Origin of the sequence: Psychroserpens damuponensis (assembly GCF_000826655.1) — a bacterium.
Taxonomy (GTDB): domain Bacteria; phylum Bacteroidota; class Bacteroidia; order Flavobacteriales; family Flavobacteriaceae; genus Psychroserpens; species Psychroserpens damuponensis.
On the sequence record NZ_JXJO01000016.1, the window covers coordinates 235,001 to 254,363 of the forward strand.

Genomic DNA, 19,363 nt, shown 5'->3' on the forward strand with positions numbered 1-19,363 from the left:
ATAATTAATATTTAGTTCCTTTACAAGCATTCTTATCCCTCTATCAAACAATTTGTTATTGCTTAGTTGCATATCAACCATTTTGTTACCTTTTACTTTATTAAGCTTAATCATTGCTGATGTTGATATCATATTTAGTACTAATTTTTGAGCTGTTCCTGCTTTCAATCGAGAACTTCCGGTAACAAATTCCGGACCTACAATAACTTCAATAGGATATTTAGATACTTGTGATAGTGGACTGTTTTTGTTACATGTAATACATCCTGTGATAATTTTTTTAGAATTACAATGTTCTAATGCGGCTATTACATAAGGTGTTGTACCTGAAGCCGCAATACCAATTACAACATCTTTCTCGGAAATATTATACGTGTTAAGATCTTCCCAGCCTTTATTAGTAGAGTCTTCTGCAAATTCGACTGCTTTTCTTATTGCTGTATCACCTCCAGCTATAAGGCCAATCACTAAATCGTGAGAAACTCCAAATGTAGGAGGACATTCGGAGGCATCTAAAATGCCGAGCCTACCACTTGTACCAGCTCCAATATAAAATAATCTACCTCCTGCTTTTAGTTTTATTACTATTTGTTCTATTAGATTTTCAATTTGAGGCATTGCTTTTTCTACAGCTAAAGGAACTGTTTTATCCTCATTATTGATATGAGTTAATAATTCATTTATAGTCATTTTTTCTAAATGGTTATAGTTTGAATCTTGCTCAGTTGTTTTTGTAAAGGTCATAATGTTAAATAAGGCTATTTTTTTCTGCGTTAGTGGTAGAAGCGGCATCCTTTTTGTTTTTTACAAAAAGATATAGTGGATGACACGACCCTTTAAAGTTAGAACTTTAAAGGGTAACGTCCAAAATTTGTTATTATATATTAAAAAGTAGGTTATTAATGTCTGCAATTATTAATACCCTATTAAAAGTGTAAGTTTATTTTATTAATAAAAAAAGACCATCATTTTGACGGTCTTTTTATTGGTAATATATACAGTATGTTAATCGATTATTTTGTTAAATGTAGTGCTAGGTCTCATAGCTTTTGTGGTTAAACCTTCGTTAGGTTCAAAGTACCCATTTAGATTTACACTATTACCTTGAATTGTATTTAATTCTTCAACAATTTTAGCTTCTTGTGAATTTAAATCTTTATAGACCTTAGTAAATTCGGCTTTTAAATCTTGATCATTAGTTTGGTTTGCTAAAGCTTCAGCCCAATATAATGATAAATAAAAGTGACTCCCTCGGTTATCTAATTCATTTACTTTTCTAGATGGAGATTTACCGTTTGCTAATAATTTCTCTGTTGCTTCATCTAAAGTTTCTGATAAAATGATTGCTCTTTTATTATCGTTTACATTTCCGAAGTGCTCTAAAGATACAGCTAGCGCTAAAAACTCACCAAGTGAATCCCAACGCAAATGGTTTTCTTCAGTAAATTGTTGCACATGCTTAGGTGCAGAACCTCCAGCACCAGTTTCAAATAAGCCTCCTCCATTCATTAATGGAACGATTGATAACATTTTTGCACTCGTTCCTAATTCTAGGATTGGAAATAAGTCTGTCAAATAATCACGTAAAACATTACCTGATACAGAAATTGTATCCTTTCCATCTTTTATTCTTTCTAGTGTAAACTCGGTTGCTTTAATAGGAGAGAGGATTCTAATATCTAAACCTGTTGTATCGTGATCTTGTAGATAAGTATTTACTTTTTTAATTAACTCTGCATCATGAGCTCTCTTTTTATCTAACCAGAAAACTGCAGGAGTGTTTGATGCTTTTGCACGGGCTACTGCTAATTTTACCCAATCTTGAATTGGTGCATCTTTAACCTGGCACATTCTCCAAATATCACCTTCTTCAACTTTATGTGATGTTAATACATCACCTGAGGCATTGATAACTTCTACTTTTCCTTTAGAGGCTATTTCAAATGTTTTATCGTGAGAACCATATTCTTCTGCTTTTTGAGCCATAAGTCCTACATTAGGTACAGTTCCCATCGTAGTTGGGTCAAAAGCACCATGTTTTTTACAGAAATCTATTGTTGCTGTGTAAATCCCGGCATAACTACTATCAGGAATTACAGCTTTTGTGTCTTGTTGTTTTCCATCTGCATTCCACATTTGCCCAGAAGTACGAATCATTGCAGGCATTGAAGCATCAATTATGACATCACTTGGTACATGTAAATTAGTAATACCACGATCACTATTTACCATTGCTAAATCTGCACCATGGTCAAGAGCAAATCTAATATCATCTCTAATTTCATCGCGTTTGTCTTCAGAGAGTTCACTTAACTTATCTAAAAGGTTACCGAAACCATTATTTACATCAACTCCAATTTTATCAAACGTAGCTCCATGTTTTTCAAATAAATCTTTAAAAAACACACGAACTGCATGACCAAAAATAATTGGGTCTGATACTTTCATCATTGTTGCTTTCATATGTAGAGAGAACAATACACTTTTATCTAAAGCATCTTCTACTTGTTCTTCTAAAAACTCAAGTAATGCTTTTTTACTCATAATTGTTGCATCAATGATTTCTCCTTTTAGTAAGGATAAACCATCTTTTAAAATTGTAGCATTACCTTTAGAGTCAGTATGAACAATTTTCACAGTAGTTGCCTCTTCTAGAGTTACTGAAACTTCGTTATGCGCAAAATCACCATGAGTCATTGTGGCTACATGTGATTTAGAATCTTTAGACCAAACACCCATTGAATGCGGATTCATTTTAGCAAAATTCTTAACAGCTTTAGGTGCACGTCTATCAGAGTTTCCTTCACGTAACACTGGGTTTACAGCACTACCTTTTATTTTATCGTAACGCACCTTAATTTCTTTTTCTTCGTCATTTGAAGGCTCATCTGGATAGTTTGGTAGCTCGTAACCTTGATCTTGTAATTCAGATATAGCACCTTTTAATTGCGGTACAGATGCACTAATGTTTGGTAATTTTATAATATTTGCGTCAGGACTTTTTGCTAATTCTCCTAATTCTGCTAAAGCATCTGGTACACGTTGTGTATCATTTAAAAAATCAGGAAAATTTGCCAAAATACGAGCGGCAAGAGAGATATCTCTACTTTCAATATTTATGTTTGACGATTTTGTAAATGATTTTATAATAGGTAACAGTGAGTGTGTTGCTAATGCTGGAGCTTCATCTGTTTTAGTATAAATGATTGTAGGAGTATTTGCCATAAAATATTTAGAATTTAGTGTGTTAAAAATGCTTAGAAATTAAGCTTCGCTAATATACGAAAAACTGATGTTTATTAGAAACATGTATACCAGATTAACTCTACTTTTTTATGGTATAAAAAGTTTTACTTAAGTATGAGTTAAAATTTAAAGATCTAATCAATATTTATTTGAAAAACATGTAAAAGACCTAAGGCGTTTTCTTTTGAAAAACGAGCATTTTTTATGCGATTGCTATTAGGATTAATAGTAAGATTGTATGACGTTGAGAAGTCTACTTTTTCTAATATAGTGTTGTCAAAAATAGTTTGATCTAGATTGCAGTTATCAAATGTGGAGCCATTTAAATTGGCATTGGTAAAATCTGTTTGTTGTAGTTTACATGCTTTAAACGTTGTGTTTTTAAGTTGTAAATTATAAAAGGAAGCTAGGTGTAATTGTGATTTTGTAAAAGTTATAGACATTAAAAAAGGATTACAGTCATGAAAAGGGAAACCAACAAGTTTACAGTTATTAAAAACGACATCTTTAAAGCTAGTACCTTTACATTTTACCATACTAAAATTGCAGTCTATAAATTCACACTCTAAAAAACTAATATTAGAAATGTAAGATTCGGAAAAATCACAATTAATGAATACACAATCATCATATTCTGCTTGAGTTAAGTGATTACTAGTATAATTTTTACTTTTAAATGTTTTATCATGTATATATGGAAGGATCATGTGTTCTATGGCTTGGAATAACCAAAGTTATAAAAAGCAAATGAAAACTCAATTTTGTACTGCGATTGAGATTGGTTTGATTATTCATTTTGAAATCGCTATTGATTTATAAAATGAAATTTCTATAAAAAACAAAAGCCATATCACTGTAGCTGACTACTTTGATATGGCTTTTTTTGAATTAGTTTAACACGATTTCTTTAACATTGCTGTTAAGACTAAGATAAATAAACAAATGTTACTTACGTTATTAAATCTGTATTACTAAAACAATGAAACAGTTCATAACTTTCAAAATGTATTGACCTGTTACTACTACGTTTCGTTTTTAGATTGTTTTTCTTGATGTATACTGTTTGCACTTTTCACTGTCGTGTTGCACACTACAATAACATTGCTCGTCCTTTTCACATTCACTTTCGATGCTGCTACTTTTTCAAAGCTTTCCGCTTGAAAATCTATTGCCTGTTTACACATCCAATACATTTTTAGCTTCATGGTTTTATAGTTATATGCTTGCACATACTTTTTCTAAAACCTCAAATAACAATACTATATAAAGAACGTTTCTTTGATACAATTTAACATTAATTCAAAAGTTAATTCAAAAACAAACTAAGTTTGTTGTTAATTGTTTTATAAATATATGGTTTAAGTTGATTATTGTCAATTTTTTAACTATTTAGATATTCACATTTTATAAACCATAGTTATTAACAAAAGTTAATAACCAAAAAAGCCTTGACAATTGTCAAGGCTTTTCTTAATGTATGTAGTCGAAACTTATTTTCTTCTAACTTCTTTAATTCTAGCTTTTTTACCAGTAAGACCTCTAAAGTAAAAGATTCTTGCTCTTCTAACTTTACCTTTCTTATTAACTTCAATTTTTTGAAGTGCAGGTAAATTAATTGGGAAGATACGCTCAACACCAACAGTACCAGACATTTTTCTAATGGTAAATGTTTGAGAAGAACCCGATCCTTTAACCTGTAATACGACACCTTTAAAAAACTGTGTACGTACTTTTTCACCTTCTCTAATTTCGTAATACACTGTTAATGTATCACCAGCTCCAAATTCTGGAAAATCTTTTTTTGTTACAAATTCGTCTTGTACAAATTTTACTAAACTCATTTTATACTATTTATAATGATTGTTTCAAATCAACATTCACGATTCTCGCCAGAGGTTAATCTAAAAGTGGGTGCAAAGATAATTAATAATTGATAATTGGCAATTATTAGTTTGTTTTTTTTGGGTGTTCCCTTTTGCAAGAATGTTGGGTGATTAAACGTTGTTTATGTCATATGCAAAACGTCAGGCTTTTCGCAGTCGCTCTCTTCGAGGAGCTCCAACAATGCTACAATCCTTAACACAAGTGCTGACTATAATATATATAGATTTGAAATGAGAATGGATTGAAGCTTAAGCTTTAGTCTAAAGATTTAGTTATAGTTGCTTCTTTTTTATAGTCGTTTACCACAAAAAGTAACAAGCCTATACAAAATAAAGCATAAGCTAAACCACTAATAATATTTACTATAGCATTAATTTGAATATATGTATCCATATCAAAACGACCAGTTATCAAACCTAAGAATATACTGCCTGTATTTAATATAAAAGCAGAAATACTTCCAATCAAGATAAGTAGAGTTGCTACTGTTCGTTTTTTAGAATATAATATGATACTGGCTGTAATGACACATATTCCTGCTAGAAAATAAATAACAGAACTAATAGAGTAGAGGTATTCGTAATTTTCCATAGTTATAATGATTAGTCTTCCAATAAATCTGGACGCAATTTTTTAGTTCTTAAATAGGCTTGTTCTTCTCGCCATTTTTCGATTTCAGGAAAATTTCCGCTAAATAAAACTTCAGGAACTTTCATGCCATCATATTCTCTTGGTTTTGTATAAATGGGTGGAGCGAGCAATCCATCTTGAAATGAATCGGTTAAGGCAGACGTTTCATTACCTAAAACTCCAGGTATTAAACGTATTATAGCATCACATAAAACAGCAGCACCTAATTCGCCACCAGACAAAACATAATCTCCAATAGAGATTTCTCTAGTTATAAACTTATCACGTACACGTTGATCTACACCTTTATAATGTCCGCAGAGAATTATAATATTTTCTTTAAGTGATACTTGATTGGCAATGCCTTGATTGAGGCGTTCACCATCAGGAGTCATATAAATAATCTCGTCATAATCACGTTCACTTTGTAATTTGGTAATACATTTATCTATAGGTTCCATCATCATGACCATGCCTGCACCACCTCCAAACTGAGTGTCGTCAATAGCTTTGTAGCCACCTGTAGCAAAATCTCTCAAGTTGTGAAAGTGCACACTCACCAAATTAGCTTCTATGGCACGTTTTAAAATGGAAGCCTCAAAAGGGCTTTTAAGTAATTCTGGTAATACGGTTATGATATCTATGCGCATGATAATTAATTTTGGATTGCGAAGATAGGATAATTATAAGTTGAACTTAAAACAAATATCTTTTGTGTATATTTTATTTAGTATGACTCCAAAAAAACTGTAAATCTGTATCAATTTCAAAACCTAAACGTTCATATAATAGTTGTGCAGTATTATCAAAAGCGGTTTGTATGGCGAGACCTTTATTGTTTTCAGATTGGCACAAACGCTTTGCACGATTAATCAATGCTTCGCCAACACCTTGATTTCGATGTGTTAAACTTACAAACAAATCATTAAGCATATACATGGGTTTCATTGATACTGAAGAAAATAAAGGATACAATTGTGTAAACCCAACAGCAACTTCATTTTCATAAGCGATATAAATAATAGAATCGTTTTTTATCATGCGCTGTTTTAGAAAACGTTTGGCAGCTTCGATATTAGAGTCTTGTTTGTAAAATATACGATACCCATCAAAAAGCGGAGCTAATTGGTCAAGGTCTTTGAGTTTTGCACGATTTATTTCCATAATAAATGTTTCGATTTTATTAAACGAACGAGCGTGGTATGGTTAAACAAAAAAAATCTGTAATTAAAATTACAGATTTTTATTGATATTATTAGATTCCTTCGTCGCTTAAAAAAAGCACCTCTGAATGACAATTGATTAACTAAGCCTTTTTCTGCTCATTAATCATATCTTGCAATTGACGTCTTACTTTTTGCTCACGTTCTAAAGCATTACGTCTATGCTCTTCAAATTCTTCTTCTATCTCAGCTAAACTTTTATTAGACTGCTTAGTAATGGCATTACTATTTCGGTATTTAAAAATAAAAAATAATAACAAGGCAGATAATACACCAACAATGCTCCAAAGTGTTAAGCTGTAATTGGGTTTTGTCATTGGTATTCCAAACAATTCCATACTATCTTTTTCAGAAATTGTATTTGTTAATTCAGCCTTCGTATTACTTAATTCGGTATTTAAATTATCAATAGTTTTAGCTTGAGTAGACACGACTACTTGAGTTTCGTCAAGCTCCTTGTAAGTTGTTTTTAGTGAGTCTAAAACATTTGCTTTTAGTCTTAATAACCAAGCTTGCTTTACGGCTTCGTATTGCTGACCTTTAGTGCCTTTAAAGTTTCCAGATTTTCTAAAAACATATTCAAACTGATTATCTATTGTTCCACTATTTAAAGATAATTCTTGATCATCATCTGAATTTTGAGCATTAGATGTAGAAAACAATAAAAGTGTTAAAGCTGTGAGTAAAAGCGTTCTAAAAAATCTCATTTTGGTTTGGTTGAAAATTAATAGCTAATTAATAAATGGCAATATAATAATTTATAGTGTAACAAGTATATAATTTAGCCTCACAAAATGCAAGGCTAGATTATATACGGTTCAAAATTTATTTTGGATGTTAGTGTCTACTAATAATAAGTAAAACGTCTTACTTTAGCAATGTATTTTGCCAATCTAATTACTTGATGGCTATAACCATACTCATTATCATACCAAATATATAAGATGGCATTTTTACCATCGGTTCTAACTATTGTGGCTTTACTGTCATAAATAGCAGGAGCCGAAGAACCAACAATATCGCTAGATACTAATTCATCATTCATTTCATACTTAATTTGCTCAACAAGATTACCTTCTAAAGCATATTTTTTCATAACTGTATTGATACTTTCAATTGAAGTTTCTTTATTTAACTCCAAATTAAGTATCGCTAAAGATCCATTTGGTACTGGTACTCTAATAGCGTTTGACGTTAATTTACCTTCAAACGAAGGTAATGCTTTTGTGACTGCTTTACCTGCACCTGTTTCTGTTATAACCATATTAAGTGCAGCAGCTCTACCACGACGATATTTTCCGTGGAAATTATCAACTAAATTTTGATCATTTGTATACGCATGAATGGTTTCTAAATGTCCACTTACTACGCCAAAGGTATCTTCCATAACTTGTAAAATAGGAGTGATAGCGTTTGTAGTACAAGATGCGGCAGAAAAAATATCAACTTTCTCAGGATTATGTTCTAAATGATTAACACCATGAACAATGTTAGGAACGCCTTTTCCTGGAGCAGTCAATAATACTTTTTCTACACCTTTAGATTTTAAATGCCTTTTTAATGCTTTATCATCTCTAAAAGCTCCAGTATTATCGATCACTAATGCGTTATTAATACCATAACTAGTATAATCAATATCTTCTGGATTATTTGCAGAAATGATTTTTACAGTCGTACCATTAATTATTAATGCAGTGTTATCAATATCAGTAGTTACAGTCCCTGAAAAATCACCATGTACCGAATCGTTACGCAATAAAGACGCACGTTTTTCTAAAACAGTTTCATCAACTGTACCACGAGTAACAATAGCTCTTAAGCGTAATTGACTGCCTTTACCAGTTCTCGTCATTAATTCTCTTGCGACTAAACGGCCAATTCTTCCAAAACCATAAAGAACTACATCTTTAGGCTCTATTACTTTATTCTTTTTTGCATCTTTAAGTTTAGAAGCAACAAATGCTGTAGCATTGCTATAAGTTTGGTCTTCTAAATGAAACTCATAAGTTAATTTACCAATATCTAATTTTGCAGGAGGCATATCTAAAGCTAAAATAGCTTGAGCAATTTCTACCGAATCAAAAATTGAGATAGGTTTTTGTACAAATTCTCCAGCATACTCGTGAAGATTTAAAATTTCGCTCACATTGCGGTCAATCAACTGGTTTCTAAAAAGTACCAATTCTATTGATTTGTCATACCAAAGATCGCTTACAATTTTAATAAATTCTACTGTAGCTCGTCTTCGATCTGCTTGAAAAGCAAGTTCTTTTTCGTAAGTTCCGTTAAAACTCATTGTCATTAATTTAGTGTCTGCTAGTTAGGCAGTCTGGTTGTGTTGTATAAATTTTTTGCAAAAATAGTATATTTCAAACGTTTTCGTAGTGTATTTCTAAAAAATAAAAAAACCTTCAGAAAACTAAATTTCCAAAGGTCTTTTTCACTAACTAATTCACCTTCAATTCTTATCTAAAAATTACTTCTTTACGTTCTAATTTCGAATTCATATATTCTAATTTAAAAATATTGTCTTGGGCTTTATCACCATGTTTTGCAACAAAGTCTGAAATATCCTCAACCGTTTTAATTGGTATATCATTAATACCTGTAATTATGTATCCTGGTCTAATTCCTAATTTTGCGTATAAAAACTTATTTTTTATATTCTGTACAACAACACCTTCGTTGATGCTCGTTGCTTTTTTAAATTTCTTCGGAAGGTTGCGTAGCTCCATATCAATAAAATCTACACTAATAATATCACTTTTTGAAAGCGTTACAGGTATGGATTTAATTTCATCATCTCTAAGAACTTCAACATTAACAACATCATTTGGACGTTTTGTTTTTAAATACCCACTTAAATCTGTAAACTTATTTATATTAATATTATCTAGTTTTTTGATAATATCTCCATTTTGAATGCCTGCTTTTTTAGCTCCAGATTTTTCTTCAACTTCTGATACATACACACCTTCAATTTCGTTTATACCTTTTTCTACTGCTTCTTGAGAATTTCTATTTAATATTGAAATTCCTAATACACCTTCTTGAACATCACCGTATTCTATAATATCTTGAATTACTTTTTTTGCAATATTACTTGGTACAGCAAAAGAATACCCAATGTAAGAACCTGTTTGAGATGAGATCGCTGTGTTGATACCTATAAGTTGACCTGTAGAATTTACTAAAGCTCCACCCGAATTACCAGGATTTACAGCCGCATCTGTTTGAATAAATGACTGAGAATTTCTACCAGATAAATCACGAGCTTTAGCGCTAATAATTCCGGCAGTTACAGTAGACGTTAAATTAAAAGGGTTACCAACAGCTAAAACCCATTCTCCAATTTTTGCAGTATCAGAATCTCCAAATTCAATTGAAGGCAAATCATCTTCGGCTTCTATTTTTAAAAGGGCAATATCGGTTTTTTCATCTGTACCAATTAATTGGGCTTCATAGGTGCGATTATCATTTAAAGTAATTGAAATTTTATTAGACCCAGCAATCACATGATTATTGGTTATAATATAACCATCTGGTGATACTATAACACCACTTCCAGTACCTACTTGAGCTCTTTGAGTTGATTGACGACCATAAATTAAATCTTGTAACGTTTGCCTGCCACTCACCATAGCTGTATTTTTAACATGAACTACAGAGTGTATTGTGTGTTCTGCAGCAAGTGTAAAATCTGGTGTGTTAGCATTAATTAAATTTGTTGTTTTCGGGTTGTAATTTGCGTTTAAAAATGACGGTTGCTCTTTATTGTTTTCAAAAGTGACCGTTTGTTCATTATTAAAAAAGTATGTGTAGGTAGATAATGCTATTACTCCACCTAACACAGAAGCAAATACTAAGGTTAAAATCTTTTTCATTAGTAATTAGGTTTTTATTGTTTATTTAAAATATATTAACGATTAAAATTAAGTATTTATTGAAATCGAAATTCAACTTTAACGATTTTTAACGTCGCTATTAACGCTCATTTAACAGTCTAATTTTTGATTCATTATTGCTATATTTGCACGACTTATGAAACAAATTTTTTACAAATATCAAGGAACAGGTAACGACTTTGTGATGATTGATAATCGTCAGCAAACGTTTGATAAAACGAATACTAAAAACATTGCATTTTTATGTGATAGACGTTTTGGTATTGGCGCAGATGGTTTGATATTGTTAGAAAACCATGAGTCGTGTGACTTTAAAATGGTCTATTTCAATGCCGACGGAAATGAAAGCACCATGTGTGGTAATGGAGGTCGCTGTATTGTAGCTTTCGCCAATTTCCTAGAGGTGATTAAAAATGAGGCAACTTTTGAAGCTATTGACGGTTTGCACAAAGCATGTATAGATAACGGCATTGTTCGTCTGCAAATGCAAGATGTACATCATATAGAAAACCATAAAACACATGTGTTTTTAGATACGGGTTCTCCACACCATGTTCAAATGGAAGACCAATTATCTGCTTTTGATGTTAAGCACTTCGGAAGGGAAATTCGACAAGGAGCTCCTTATAATAAAAAAGGAAGCAATGTTAACTTTGTATCTAAAATTTCCGAAGAAAAATTTGCTGTAAGAACCTACGAAAGAGGTGTTGAGGATGAAACCTTATCTTGCGGAACAGGTGTGACAGCAGTAGCTTTAGCTATGCATTTTATTGGAGAAACCGAAAAGAATCTAATTACACTAAAAACGGAAGGTGGTGAATTACAAGTGTCTTTTGAAATCTCTAATACTGATTATAAAAATATTTGGCTTATTGGTCCTGCAACCCAGGTTTTTAAAGGACATATTTAATGATTACACTCAAAGGAGAACATATTTATTTAAGAGCGCTAGAGCCGGAAGATCTAGAATTTATTCATCACATTGAAAATAATCAAGATATTTGGGAAATAAGTAATACAATTACACCATATTCTAAGTTTTTAATAAAACAATATCTAGAACACGCTCATAAAGATATATTTGAAGTGAAGCAATTACGACTTGTAATTTGTAATTATAATAACGATGCTTTGGGTTTGATAGATGTATTTGATTTTGATTTTAAAAATAGACGTGCAGGAATTGGAATTTTAATAAATGATTCTAATCATAGGCAAAAAGGCTACGGAAAAGAAGCGTTACAATTATTAATAAGCTATTGTAAATCACATCTAGATTTGCATCAATTGTATTGTAACATTTCCGAAGAGAATGATCATAGCTTGAAGTTATTTAAAAATCAAGGTTTTGAAATCATAGGACTAAAAAAAGATTGGAACTTCGTTAATGGTTCTTATAAAAATGAATACTTATTACAATCTATATTAAATGTACATTAAAAAAATACTTTGGGCAATTGCTATTATTGGTTTAATATTAGCTGCAATTTTTGGTTACTTTATTTATAATGCAATGCTCGCGCCAAATACTGCATTTAATAATGATGAGGCTTATATTTTTGTGCCTTCTGATGCAAGTTACGCTGAAGTTAGGTTACAATTGGAGCCTTTACTTCTAGATATAGATGCATTTGATGCTTTAGCTAAACAAAAAAAATATACAACAAATTTAAAAGCAGGACGTTTTGCAATACAAAATGGGATGAGTAATAATGATATTATTAATTCTATACGTCAACATAATTTGCCGCTTCAAATTGCATTTAATAATCAAGAGACATTGCAAAAATTAGCAGGTCGTATTAGTACTCAAATTGAAGCAGATAGTGTGTCACTAATAACTGCGATGACAGATTCTAAATTTTTAAAAGCTAGTGGTTTTACAAATAAGACAGCGCTTGGTATGTACATACCAAATAGCTATGAGTTTTTCTGGAACACCTCTGCAGAAGGCTTTAGGGATCGCATGTTAAAAGAATATAATCGTTTTTGGAATACAAGTAGAAATGCCAAAGCAAAAGCTATTGGGTTAACTAGAGATCAAGTATTGACCTTAGCATCTATTGTTCATGAAGAATCTAAGCAAGCAAGTGAACAACCTCGTATTGCTGGTGTTTACATGAATAGAATTAGAATAGGCATGCCATTACAAGCAGATCCAACTTTGAAATTTGCTGCTTATCAGTTGCCAGAATATCAAAATACTATTATTAAACGCGTTCTTAATAAACATAAAGAAATTAACTCACCTTACAATACCTATATTAATTTAGGTTTACCTCCAGGTTTAATTGCAATGCCAGACGTAAGTGCTATTGATGCAGTTCTTAATTTTGAAAAACATAGTTACTTGTATTTTGTGGCAAATGCCAAAAAGTTAGGATTTCATAAATTTGCAAAAACCTTAAGCCAGCACAATTCAAATGCGAGAGAATACCATAGATATTTATCGTCTCAAGGGATAAATAAGTAATGGTTATCAATCGTTACTTACTGCTGTTGTTTTCTTGTTGTGTAACATTATGTGTAAATGCTCAACCCACGCAATCAAAATTTGATATTTTTTTAAAGCCAAGTGATTCTCTTAACACGTCTAGAAGAAATGCTGTTGTTATTACAGAGGCCTCATTGGCTTCACTTACTTTAATTGGCTTAAATCAATTATGGTATGCAGATTTTGAGCGCTCTAAATTTAAAACCATTAATGATGCTGATGAGTGGTTACAAATGGATAAGCTAGGTCATGTGTTTTCATCATACCAATTAGGTCGTGTTGGAGCCAACACACTTAATTGGGCAGGTGTTGGTAAAAAAGATCAACTAATATATGGTGCTACTTTAGGTTTTGGGTTTTTAACAGCTGTTGAGATTTTTGATGGTTATTCTCAGGAATGGGGATTTTCTTGGTCTGATATGGCAGCGAATGCTACAGGAACAGGTTTGTATGTAGGTCAAGAATTACTTTGGGATGAACAGCGTATTGCATTAAAATATTCATTTCATCAAACTCATTTTGCAAATCAGCGTCCAGATAAACTGGGAGACGGTTTTTTGGAGGAAGTGTTAAAAGATTATAACGGACAAACATATTGGTTAAGTGCTAATGTACGTTCGTTTTTTAAAAATAGTAAAATTCCAAAATGGTTTAACGTTGCCTTTGGTTATGGAGCAGAGGGCATGCTAACGGCAAGAACAGAAAGCGTAGATAATCTTTATATATCTCAAAATAGGAGGCGACAATTTTACCTTAGTTTTGATGTAGATTTAAGTCGAATAAAGACAAAATCTCGCGTTTTGAGAACCGTTTTTGACGTTTTGAACATCATAAAAGTGCCAGCTCCAACAATTTCGTTTGACCGAGAAAATGGCACGAAGCTCCACTACATCTACTTTTAACAACACTTTAACAGCTTATTTTCAATAAGTTAATAAAAGTCGTATATTTGCATGCTGAAATTTTAGGACAGTTTAGGGAACATTTAGTCCTAAAGAAAATTAGCTTTATGATAAAAAAAATAAGTAATTATTTCGTCATTCCATTAGCTATTTGTGCCATGCTTTATGTGGCACTAAAACCTCAAGAATCATTAAATATTGATGATTATTCTACGGTAGGTTTAGAGCTTAATTATGATATGAGTCATAATCTTGCATCTTTAGATGAAGAGGTTGAGTATGATCATTTGCAATTATCAAATCCATTTCATTCTACGCATCTGTATTTTCCGCATTTAGGAAAATCTTATATAGGTTTTAAAGAAGCGTTGGCTTTTAAAGAATCTAGAGGAAATTATTTCTCGGTGAATACTTTGGGGTATTTAGGTAAATATCAATTTGGAGCAGAAACTTTGAAACTTATTGGAATTTACAATCCTAATCAGTTTTTGTATAATCCAAAACTTCAGGAAAAAGCATTTTTAGCTAATGCAGAACGTAACAAATGGATTTTAAGAAAAGACATCAAGCGTTTTGAGGGTAAATTTATAAATGGAGTAGAGGTTACTGAGTCTGGTATCTTGGCTGCTGCGCATTTAGCAGGACCTGGAAGTGTAAAGAAATTTTTAAGAAGCTATGGTAGGACAAACGTATCTGATGCATATGGTTCTTCTGTAAAATATTATATGAAAAAATTCTCAGGTTACGATACATCGTTTATTGAAGCAGATAAAAAAGCAAAAGCTATTTTGTAACGAATAGATTTAAAGTATAAAAAAGGCAGCATGTAAATTTTACATTCTGCCTTTTTTTATTAATCTTTATGTATCACAAAAATTGCTGGTCGCTTGTGTAAATCTATTTTGGCGTGTTTCCAGTCACTTACCGTCATTGTTTTAATATATTCTGAAGGCAATGTAATGTCGCAAGCTATGCAAACTCTTGTGTTAGGGTGAAGTGTTGCGCAAATATCTTCTAAAATTTTATTATTTCGATAAGGTGTTTCTATAAATAACTGAGTTTGGTTTTGCTCAAAAGACAAGCGTTCTAAGCGTTTAAGTGTTGCCTTTCTTTCAGATTTATCAATTGGAATGTAGCCATTAAATGCAAATGATTGTCCGTTCATTCCAGAACTCATCAAAGCTAGCACAATTGACGATGGTCCCACTAACGGAACAACCTGAATATTGTTATCATGTGCAAGTTTCACAATATCTGCTCCAGGATCAGCAATGCCAGGACAACCAGCTTCAGAAAGTAATCCCATTGATTTTCCATTTTTGCAATCGTCAAGAAAATTTTGAATTTCTTCTGGAGTTGTGTATTTATTTAAAACCTTAAAGTTTAATGAAGATTGTTGTTTTCTCGAATCTACTTTTTTAATAAACCGACGAGCAGTTTTTTCATTCTCTACAATATAATCATCTATCATTTCAATAATTTTTTTTACTGAAATAGGCAAGACCTCTAAAGGAGGATTATCGCCAAGACGTGTTGGTATGAGGTACAATTTACCTAAAGTATTACTCATGATTATTTAATAATAAGTGTGCGAATGCTTTTGTCTCCATTACTGTTTCTAATGTCTACGATGTATAATCCTGTGGTTAACATTTCCGTAGATATTGTTATTAATTGTTCTTCAAAATTAGAATGTCTAGCAATTAATTTGCCTTGAACATCATGTATAGCTATAGATTCTATTTGATTTGTGGTATCTAAAGTGTTGAAGTTTAAAAGGGTGTTTGCTGGATTTGGATACATTTTAATAGCGCTTGTTGAGTGATTGTCAACACTTAAATTGTCTTCATTGATTTTAAAAACGGTACCTTGAAATAAACTTACAATATATAATTCTCCATTAACATCTTCGCCAAAGGCAGAGAGACCTAAGCCTGATAAATCTTCAACAAAGGTAAGGTCATAATTGCCAGGTGAAACCTCTTCTACGTAACCAATATCGTCATTGCAAAAGTCGGCAAAGAAGTATAAGCCATCTAAGGTGGATTGATTGGTTCCTCTGTATACATAACCTCCTGTTATGGAGCATCCGCCAGTACTTCCATGACTATATTCGGCAACTGGAGTTTCATGATTGATAGTGTCACAACCCGCTTGGCTAGAGAAAATAGAGGTGCCTTCAAAACATTTCCAACCGTAATTTTCTCCGCCTGTTGAGGATGCGTCGACCTTATTAATTTCTTCAATAAAATTTTGTCCAACATCAGCTGTCCATAAATCACCAGTGGATCTATCGAATGAAAATTTCCATGTATTTCTTAGACCATAGGCCCAAATTTCATCTAATGCTGCAGAATCACTAATAAAAGGGTTGTCGGCCGGAATGAGATAGGTTGTACCTGCTGCTATTTCTGCTGGAGTCACATTAACGTCAATTCTTAACATTTTTCCTAATAAGGTATTTAGGTTCTGTGCTCTATTATCTGGATCACCACCAGAGCCACCATCACCTAGTGAGATGTATAAGTATCCATCTGGTCCAAAATGTAAATCGCCTCCATTATGATTAGAAAAAGGTTGTAGTATGTTTAGTAGTATAACTTTTGAATTTGGATCGGCAATACCAAAAGAGCTTCGTGTAAATCTCGAAATCACAGTGTTTTGATTATTGTCTATGTAATTAACATAGAAAAAACCGTTTGTGGCATAGTTAGGATGAAAAGCCATGGCTAATAAGCCTTGTTCTCCTCCTAAATCAGTAACTAAATTATCAATATCTAAAAAATTAGTTGTGTTTAAAGATCCATCAGTATTGATGATTTTTATTGTTCCTGCTCTTTCTGCTGCAAACAATCTATCATCTCCAGCGTGTTTAATATTCACAGGGCTAGATAGTCCTGTAGCGAAAGATTCTAAAGAGATGTCTTGGGCAAAAGTTAACGACATCATACAGCATGCTAGGAGGCATGTAATATTTTTCATTGTCTTAGATTTTTAGAATTTTTTTTACAAAATACGAAAAAAAATGGCGAAAAGCCGAGTAGGCTTAATATTGGCTAATTTAAAAGTTGTAGAGAAATAATGGTCGTGGCATTATCTAAAAGTTGAAATACGTTTTCAAATCCTGAATTACCACCATAATAAGGATCAGGTACTTGTTTATCTAGAGTTGCAGTATCTACTTCAAGTATAAGTTTAACTTTTGCCATATCATTCGTGTTTCTGGCAAGTTTAATAACGTTTTCAAAATTAGATTGATCCATAACGTAGATATAATCAAAAGTATCAAAATCGGAAACCTTAAATTGCCGTCCTTGTTGTTTTGAAATGTCTATGTTGTGAGTTTTAGCAACTGCAATAGAACGAGGGTCGGGAGCATCTCCAACATGATAATTTGCTGTACCTGCAGAATCTACATAAAACCGATTGCTTGGTAATTTTGATTCTAAAAGACCATGAGCCAATGGAGAACGACAAATGTTGCCCAAACAAACCATTAGAATACTAGTCATAATACTTTATAGAGATAATTTTTTAGAAAGGTCTTCTACGTATTTTCTAAATTGTTTATCTGTAGACGAAAGGTTATCAACAGTTTTACAAGCATGAAGTACTGTTGCGTGATCACGTTTTCCTATTTGAGAACCAATACTAGCTAAAGAGGCTTTAGTGTATTTTTTAGCAAAAAACATGGCTAATTGTCTCGCTTGTACAATGTGACGCTTTCTGGTTTTAGATTGCAATGTACTCACATCCATTTGGAAATAATCTGAGACTACTTTTTGAATGTAATCAATAGAGACTTCACGTTTTGTGTTCTTTACAAATTTCTCAACAATTTCTTTTGCAAGATTTATTGTGATTTCTTTTTTATTGAATGAAGATTGAGCGATTAACGATATTATAGCGCCTTCAAGTTCTCGAACATTAGTTTTGATATGTTTTGCAACATATTCTATAACGTCATCTTGCATTTCAACACCATCACGATAGAGTTTGTTTTTAAGAATAGACACTCTGGTTTCAAAATCTGGGCTTTGCAATTCTGCTGAAAGTCCCCATTTAAATCTAGATAATAAACGTTGTTCAATATCTTGCATGTCAACAGGAGCTTTATCACTAGTTAAAATAACTTGCTTACCATTTTGATGTAAGTGATTAAATATGTGAAAGAATACATCTTGAGTTCCAGATTTTCCAGACAAGAATTGTACATCATCAATAATCAAAACATCTATAATTTGGTAAAAATGTATAAAATCGTTTCTATTATTCTTTTTTACAGAATCAATATACTGTTGTGTAAACTTTTCCGCAGAAATATATAAAACTGTTTTTTCTGGATATTTGTCTTTAATATCAACACCAATAGCATGAGCTAAATGTGTTTTTCCTAAGCCAACACCTCCAAAAATTAACAATGGATTAAATGATGTGCCTCCAGGTTTATTAGCGACAGCCAAACCAGCATTTCTTGCGAGACGATTTGAGTCTCCTTCAAGAAAGTTTTCAAAACTATAGTTAGGATTGAGTTGCGATTCAATTTTTACATTTCTAATTCCTGGAATTACAAATGGGTTTTTGAGTTCTCGATTTTTATTATTTAAAGGTACATCGACGTCTTGAGATTTCAAAGCACTACGATTTGAACTCGGTATTTTTTCTGTAAATGGTTGTTTGTTACCATAGGTGTTTTCCATTTTGATAACATATACCAATTTAGCAGATTCACCTAATTGTTTAGTAAGCGCAACTTTTAAAATTTTAACGTAATGTTCTTCTAACCATTCATAGAAAAATTTACTTGGTACTTGGATGCTTAAAGCATTGTCTGTAAGCTTAACTGCTACTATAGGTTCAAACCATGTTTTGTAGGCTTGTGGTTGAATATTGTCTTTTATAAAAGAAAGACAGTTATCCCATACCGATTGCGCAGTTATATCCATTCTTTAAGGTTAATTTTTGTGTTGATAAATTAGTTAGCAAAAAAAAGAGAAAGCAGAGTTTCTCTTCAATCATTCAGGTGACAAATATGTGAACAAAATTCTTAATAAAAAAATCAAAAGTGGTTGATTATTT

General features: G+C 32.1%; 19 protein-coding genes (1 of these 19 only partly in view). 5 read left to right on the top strand and 14 right to left on the bottom strand.

Annotated features, from left to right (window positions below; translation table 11 throughout):
- The 10 genes from murQ to TD29_RS07970 form a co-directional block, all read right to left on the bottom strand.
- Positions 1-744, bottom strand: partial view of an N-acetylmuramic acid 6-phosphate etherase gene (gene murQ / locus TD29_RS07920; RefSeq protein ID WP_040280136.1) — the 5' portion only. The gene continues 75 nt to the left of window position 1, outside the view; only the first 744 of its 819 coding nucleotides appear in the window; it begins with the start codon at positions 742-744; the stop codon falls past the left edge of the window.
- Between the two features lie 261 nt (positions 745-1,005).
- Positions 1,006-3,225 (bottom strand): NADP-dependent isocitrate dehydrogenase, encoded by a 2,220-nt coding sequence (locus tag TD29_RS07925; protein WP_040279936.1) that lies wholly within the window; start codon positions 3,223-3,225, stop codon positions 1,006-1,008.
- 155 nt (positions 3,226-3,380) lie between these two features.
- A complete protein-coding gene (locus TD29_RS07930; RefSeq protein ID WP_040279937.1) occupies positions 3,381-3,953 on the bottom strand; it encodes a pentapeptide repeat-containing protein in 573 nt (190 codons plus the stop codon).
- 783 nt (positions 3,954-4,736) lie between these two features.
- Positions 4,737-5,087 (bottom strand): 50S ribosomal protein L19, encoded by a 351-nt coding sequence (rplS, locus tag TD29_RS07940; protein WP_040279939.1) that lies wholly within the window; start codon positions 5,085-5,087, stop codon positions 4,737-4,739.
- Between the two features lie 298 nt (positions 5,088-5,385).
- Positions 5,386-5,721 carry a hypothetical protein gene (locus TD29_RS07945; protein ID WP_040279940.1) on the bottom strand — a complete coding sequence of 112 codons (336 nt, stop codon included), beginning with the start codon at positions 5,719-5,721 and terminating at the stop codon, positions 5,386-5,388.
- A gap of 11 nt (positions 5,722-5,732) precedes the next feature.
- Positions 5,733-6,410 carry a tRNA (guanosine(37)-N1)-methyltransferase TrmD gene (gene trmD, locus TD29_RS07950; RefSeq protein ID WP_040279941.1) on the bottom strand — a complete coding sequence of 226 codons (678 nt, stop codon included), beginning with the start codon at positions 6,408-6,410 and terminating at the stop codon, positions 5,733-5,735.
- A gap of 73 nt (positions 6,411-6,483) precedes the next feature.
- The gene (locus TD29_RS07955; protein WP_040279942.1) at positions 6,484-6,924 is read right to left on the bottom strand and encodes a GNAT family N-acetyltransferase; all 441 of its coding nucleotides are present in this window, start codon (positions 6,922-6,924) and stop codon (positions 6,484-6,486) included.
- 142 nt (positions 6,925-7,066) lie between these two features.
- The gene (locus tag TD29_RS07960) at positions 7,067-7,690 is read right to left on the bottom strand and encodes a hypothetical protein (protein ID WP_040279943.1); all 624 of its coding nucleotides are present in this window, start codon (positions 7,688-7,690) and stop codon (positions 7,067-7,069) included.
- Between the two features lie 140 nt (positions 7,691-7,830).
- Positions 7,831-9,279: a glyceraldehyde-3-phosphate dehydrogenase gene (locus TD29_RS07965; protein ID WP_040280138.1), complete on the bottom strand. Its 1,449-nt coding sequence runs from the start codon at positions 9,277-9,279 to the stop codon at positions 7,831-7,833.
- Between the two features lie 169 nt (positions 9,280-9,448).
- Complete coding sequence (locus tag TD29_RS07970; RefSeq protein ID WP_040279944.1) at positions 9,449-10,867, bottom strand: trypsin-like peptidase domain-containing protein; 1,419 nt, start codon at positions 10,865-10,867, stop codon at positions 9,449-9,451.
- A gap of 157 nt (positions 10,868-11,024) precedes the next feature.
- Between TD29_RS07970 and dapF the strand changes: the two genes are divergently transcribed.
- The 5 genes from dapF to TD29_RS07995 all read left to right on the top strand — a co-directional run bounded on the left by dapF (position 11,025) and on the right by TD29_RS07995 (position 15,078).
- Positions 11,025-11,798 carry a diaminopimelate epimerase gene (gene dapF, locus TD29_RS07975; protein ID WP_040279945.1) on the top strand — a complete coding sequence of 258 codons (774 nt, stop codon included), beginning with the start codon at positions 11,025-11,027 and terminating at the stop codon, positions 11,796-11,798.
- Positions 11,798-12,328 carry a GNAT family N-acetyltransferase gene (locus TD29_RS07980; RefSeq protein WP_040279946.1) on the top strand — a complete coding sequence of 177 codons (531 nt, stop codon included), beginning with the start codon at positions 11,798-11,800 and terminating at the stop codon, positions 12,326-12,328. Before dapF ends, TD29_RS07980 begins: the two co-directional genes overlap by 1 nt.
- On the top strand, positions 12,318-13,361 hold the full coding sequence (gene mltG / locus TD29_RS07985) for an endolytic transglycosylase MltG (RefSeq protein ID WP_040279947.1): 1,044 nt from the start codon (positions 12,318-12,320) through the stop codon (positions 13,359-13,361). Before TD29_RS07980 ends, mltG begins: the two co-directional genes overlap by 11 nt.
- Complete coding sequence (locus tag TD29_RS07990; RefSeq protein WP_084203417.1) at positions 13,361-14,284, top strand: DUF2279 domain-containing protein; 924 nt, start codon at positions 13,361-13,363, stop codon at positions 14,282-14,284. Before mltG ends, TD29_RS07990 begins: the two co-directional genes overlap by 1 nt.
- 107 nt (positions 14,285-14,391) lie before the next feature.
- Positions 14,392-15,078: a hypothetical protein gene (locus TD29_RS07995; RefSeq protein WP_040279948.1), complete on the top strand. Its 687-nt coding sequence runs from the start codon at positions 14,392-14,394 to the stop codon at positions 15,076-15,078.
- A gap of 59 nt (positions 15,079-15,137) precedes the next feature.
- Here the strand turns inward: TD29_RS07995 and TD29_RS08000 are convergent, their stop codons facing one another.
- The 4 genes from TD29_RS08000 to dnaA all read right to left on the bottom strand — a co-directional run bounded on the left by TD29_RS08000 (position 15,138) and on the right by dnaA (position 19,230).
- Positions 15,138-15,854, bottom strand: coding sequence for an SAM-dependent methyltransferase (locus tag TD29_RS08000; protein ID WP_040279949.1), 717 nt, complete (start codon positions 15,852-15,854; stop codon positions 15,138-15,140).
- 2 nt (positions 15,855-15,856) lie between these two features.
- Positions 15,857-17,266: a PQQ-dependent sugar dehydrogenase gene (locus TD29_RS08005; protein WP_040279950.1), complete on the bottom strand. Its 1,410-nt coding sequence runs from the start codon at positions 17,264-17,266 to the stop codon at positions 15,857-15,859.
- Between the two features lie 74 nt (positions 17,267-17,340).
- Positions 17,341-17,796, bottom strand: a complete 456-nt coding sequence (locus TD29_RS08010) for a low molecular weight protein-tyrosine-phosphatase (protein WP_040279951.1) — start codon at positions 17,794-17,796, stop codon at positions 17,341-17,343.
- A gap of 6 nt (positions 17,797-17,802) precedes the next feature.
- Positions 17,803-19,230, bottom strand: a complete 1,428-nt coding sequence (gene dnaA / locus TD29_RS08015; RefSeq protein ID WP_040279952.1) for a chromosomal replication initiator protein DnaA — start codon at positions 19,228-19,230, stop codon at positions 17,803-17,805.
- Positions 19,231-19,363 lie beyond the last annotated feature (133 nt).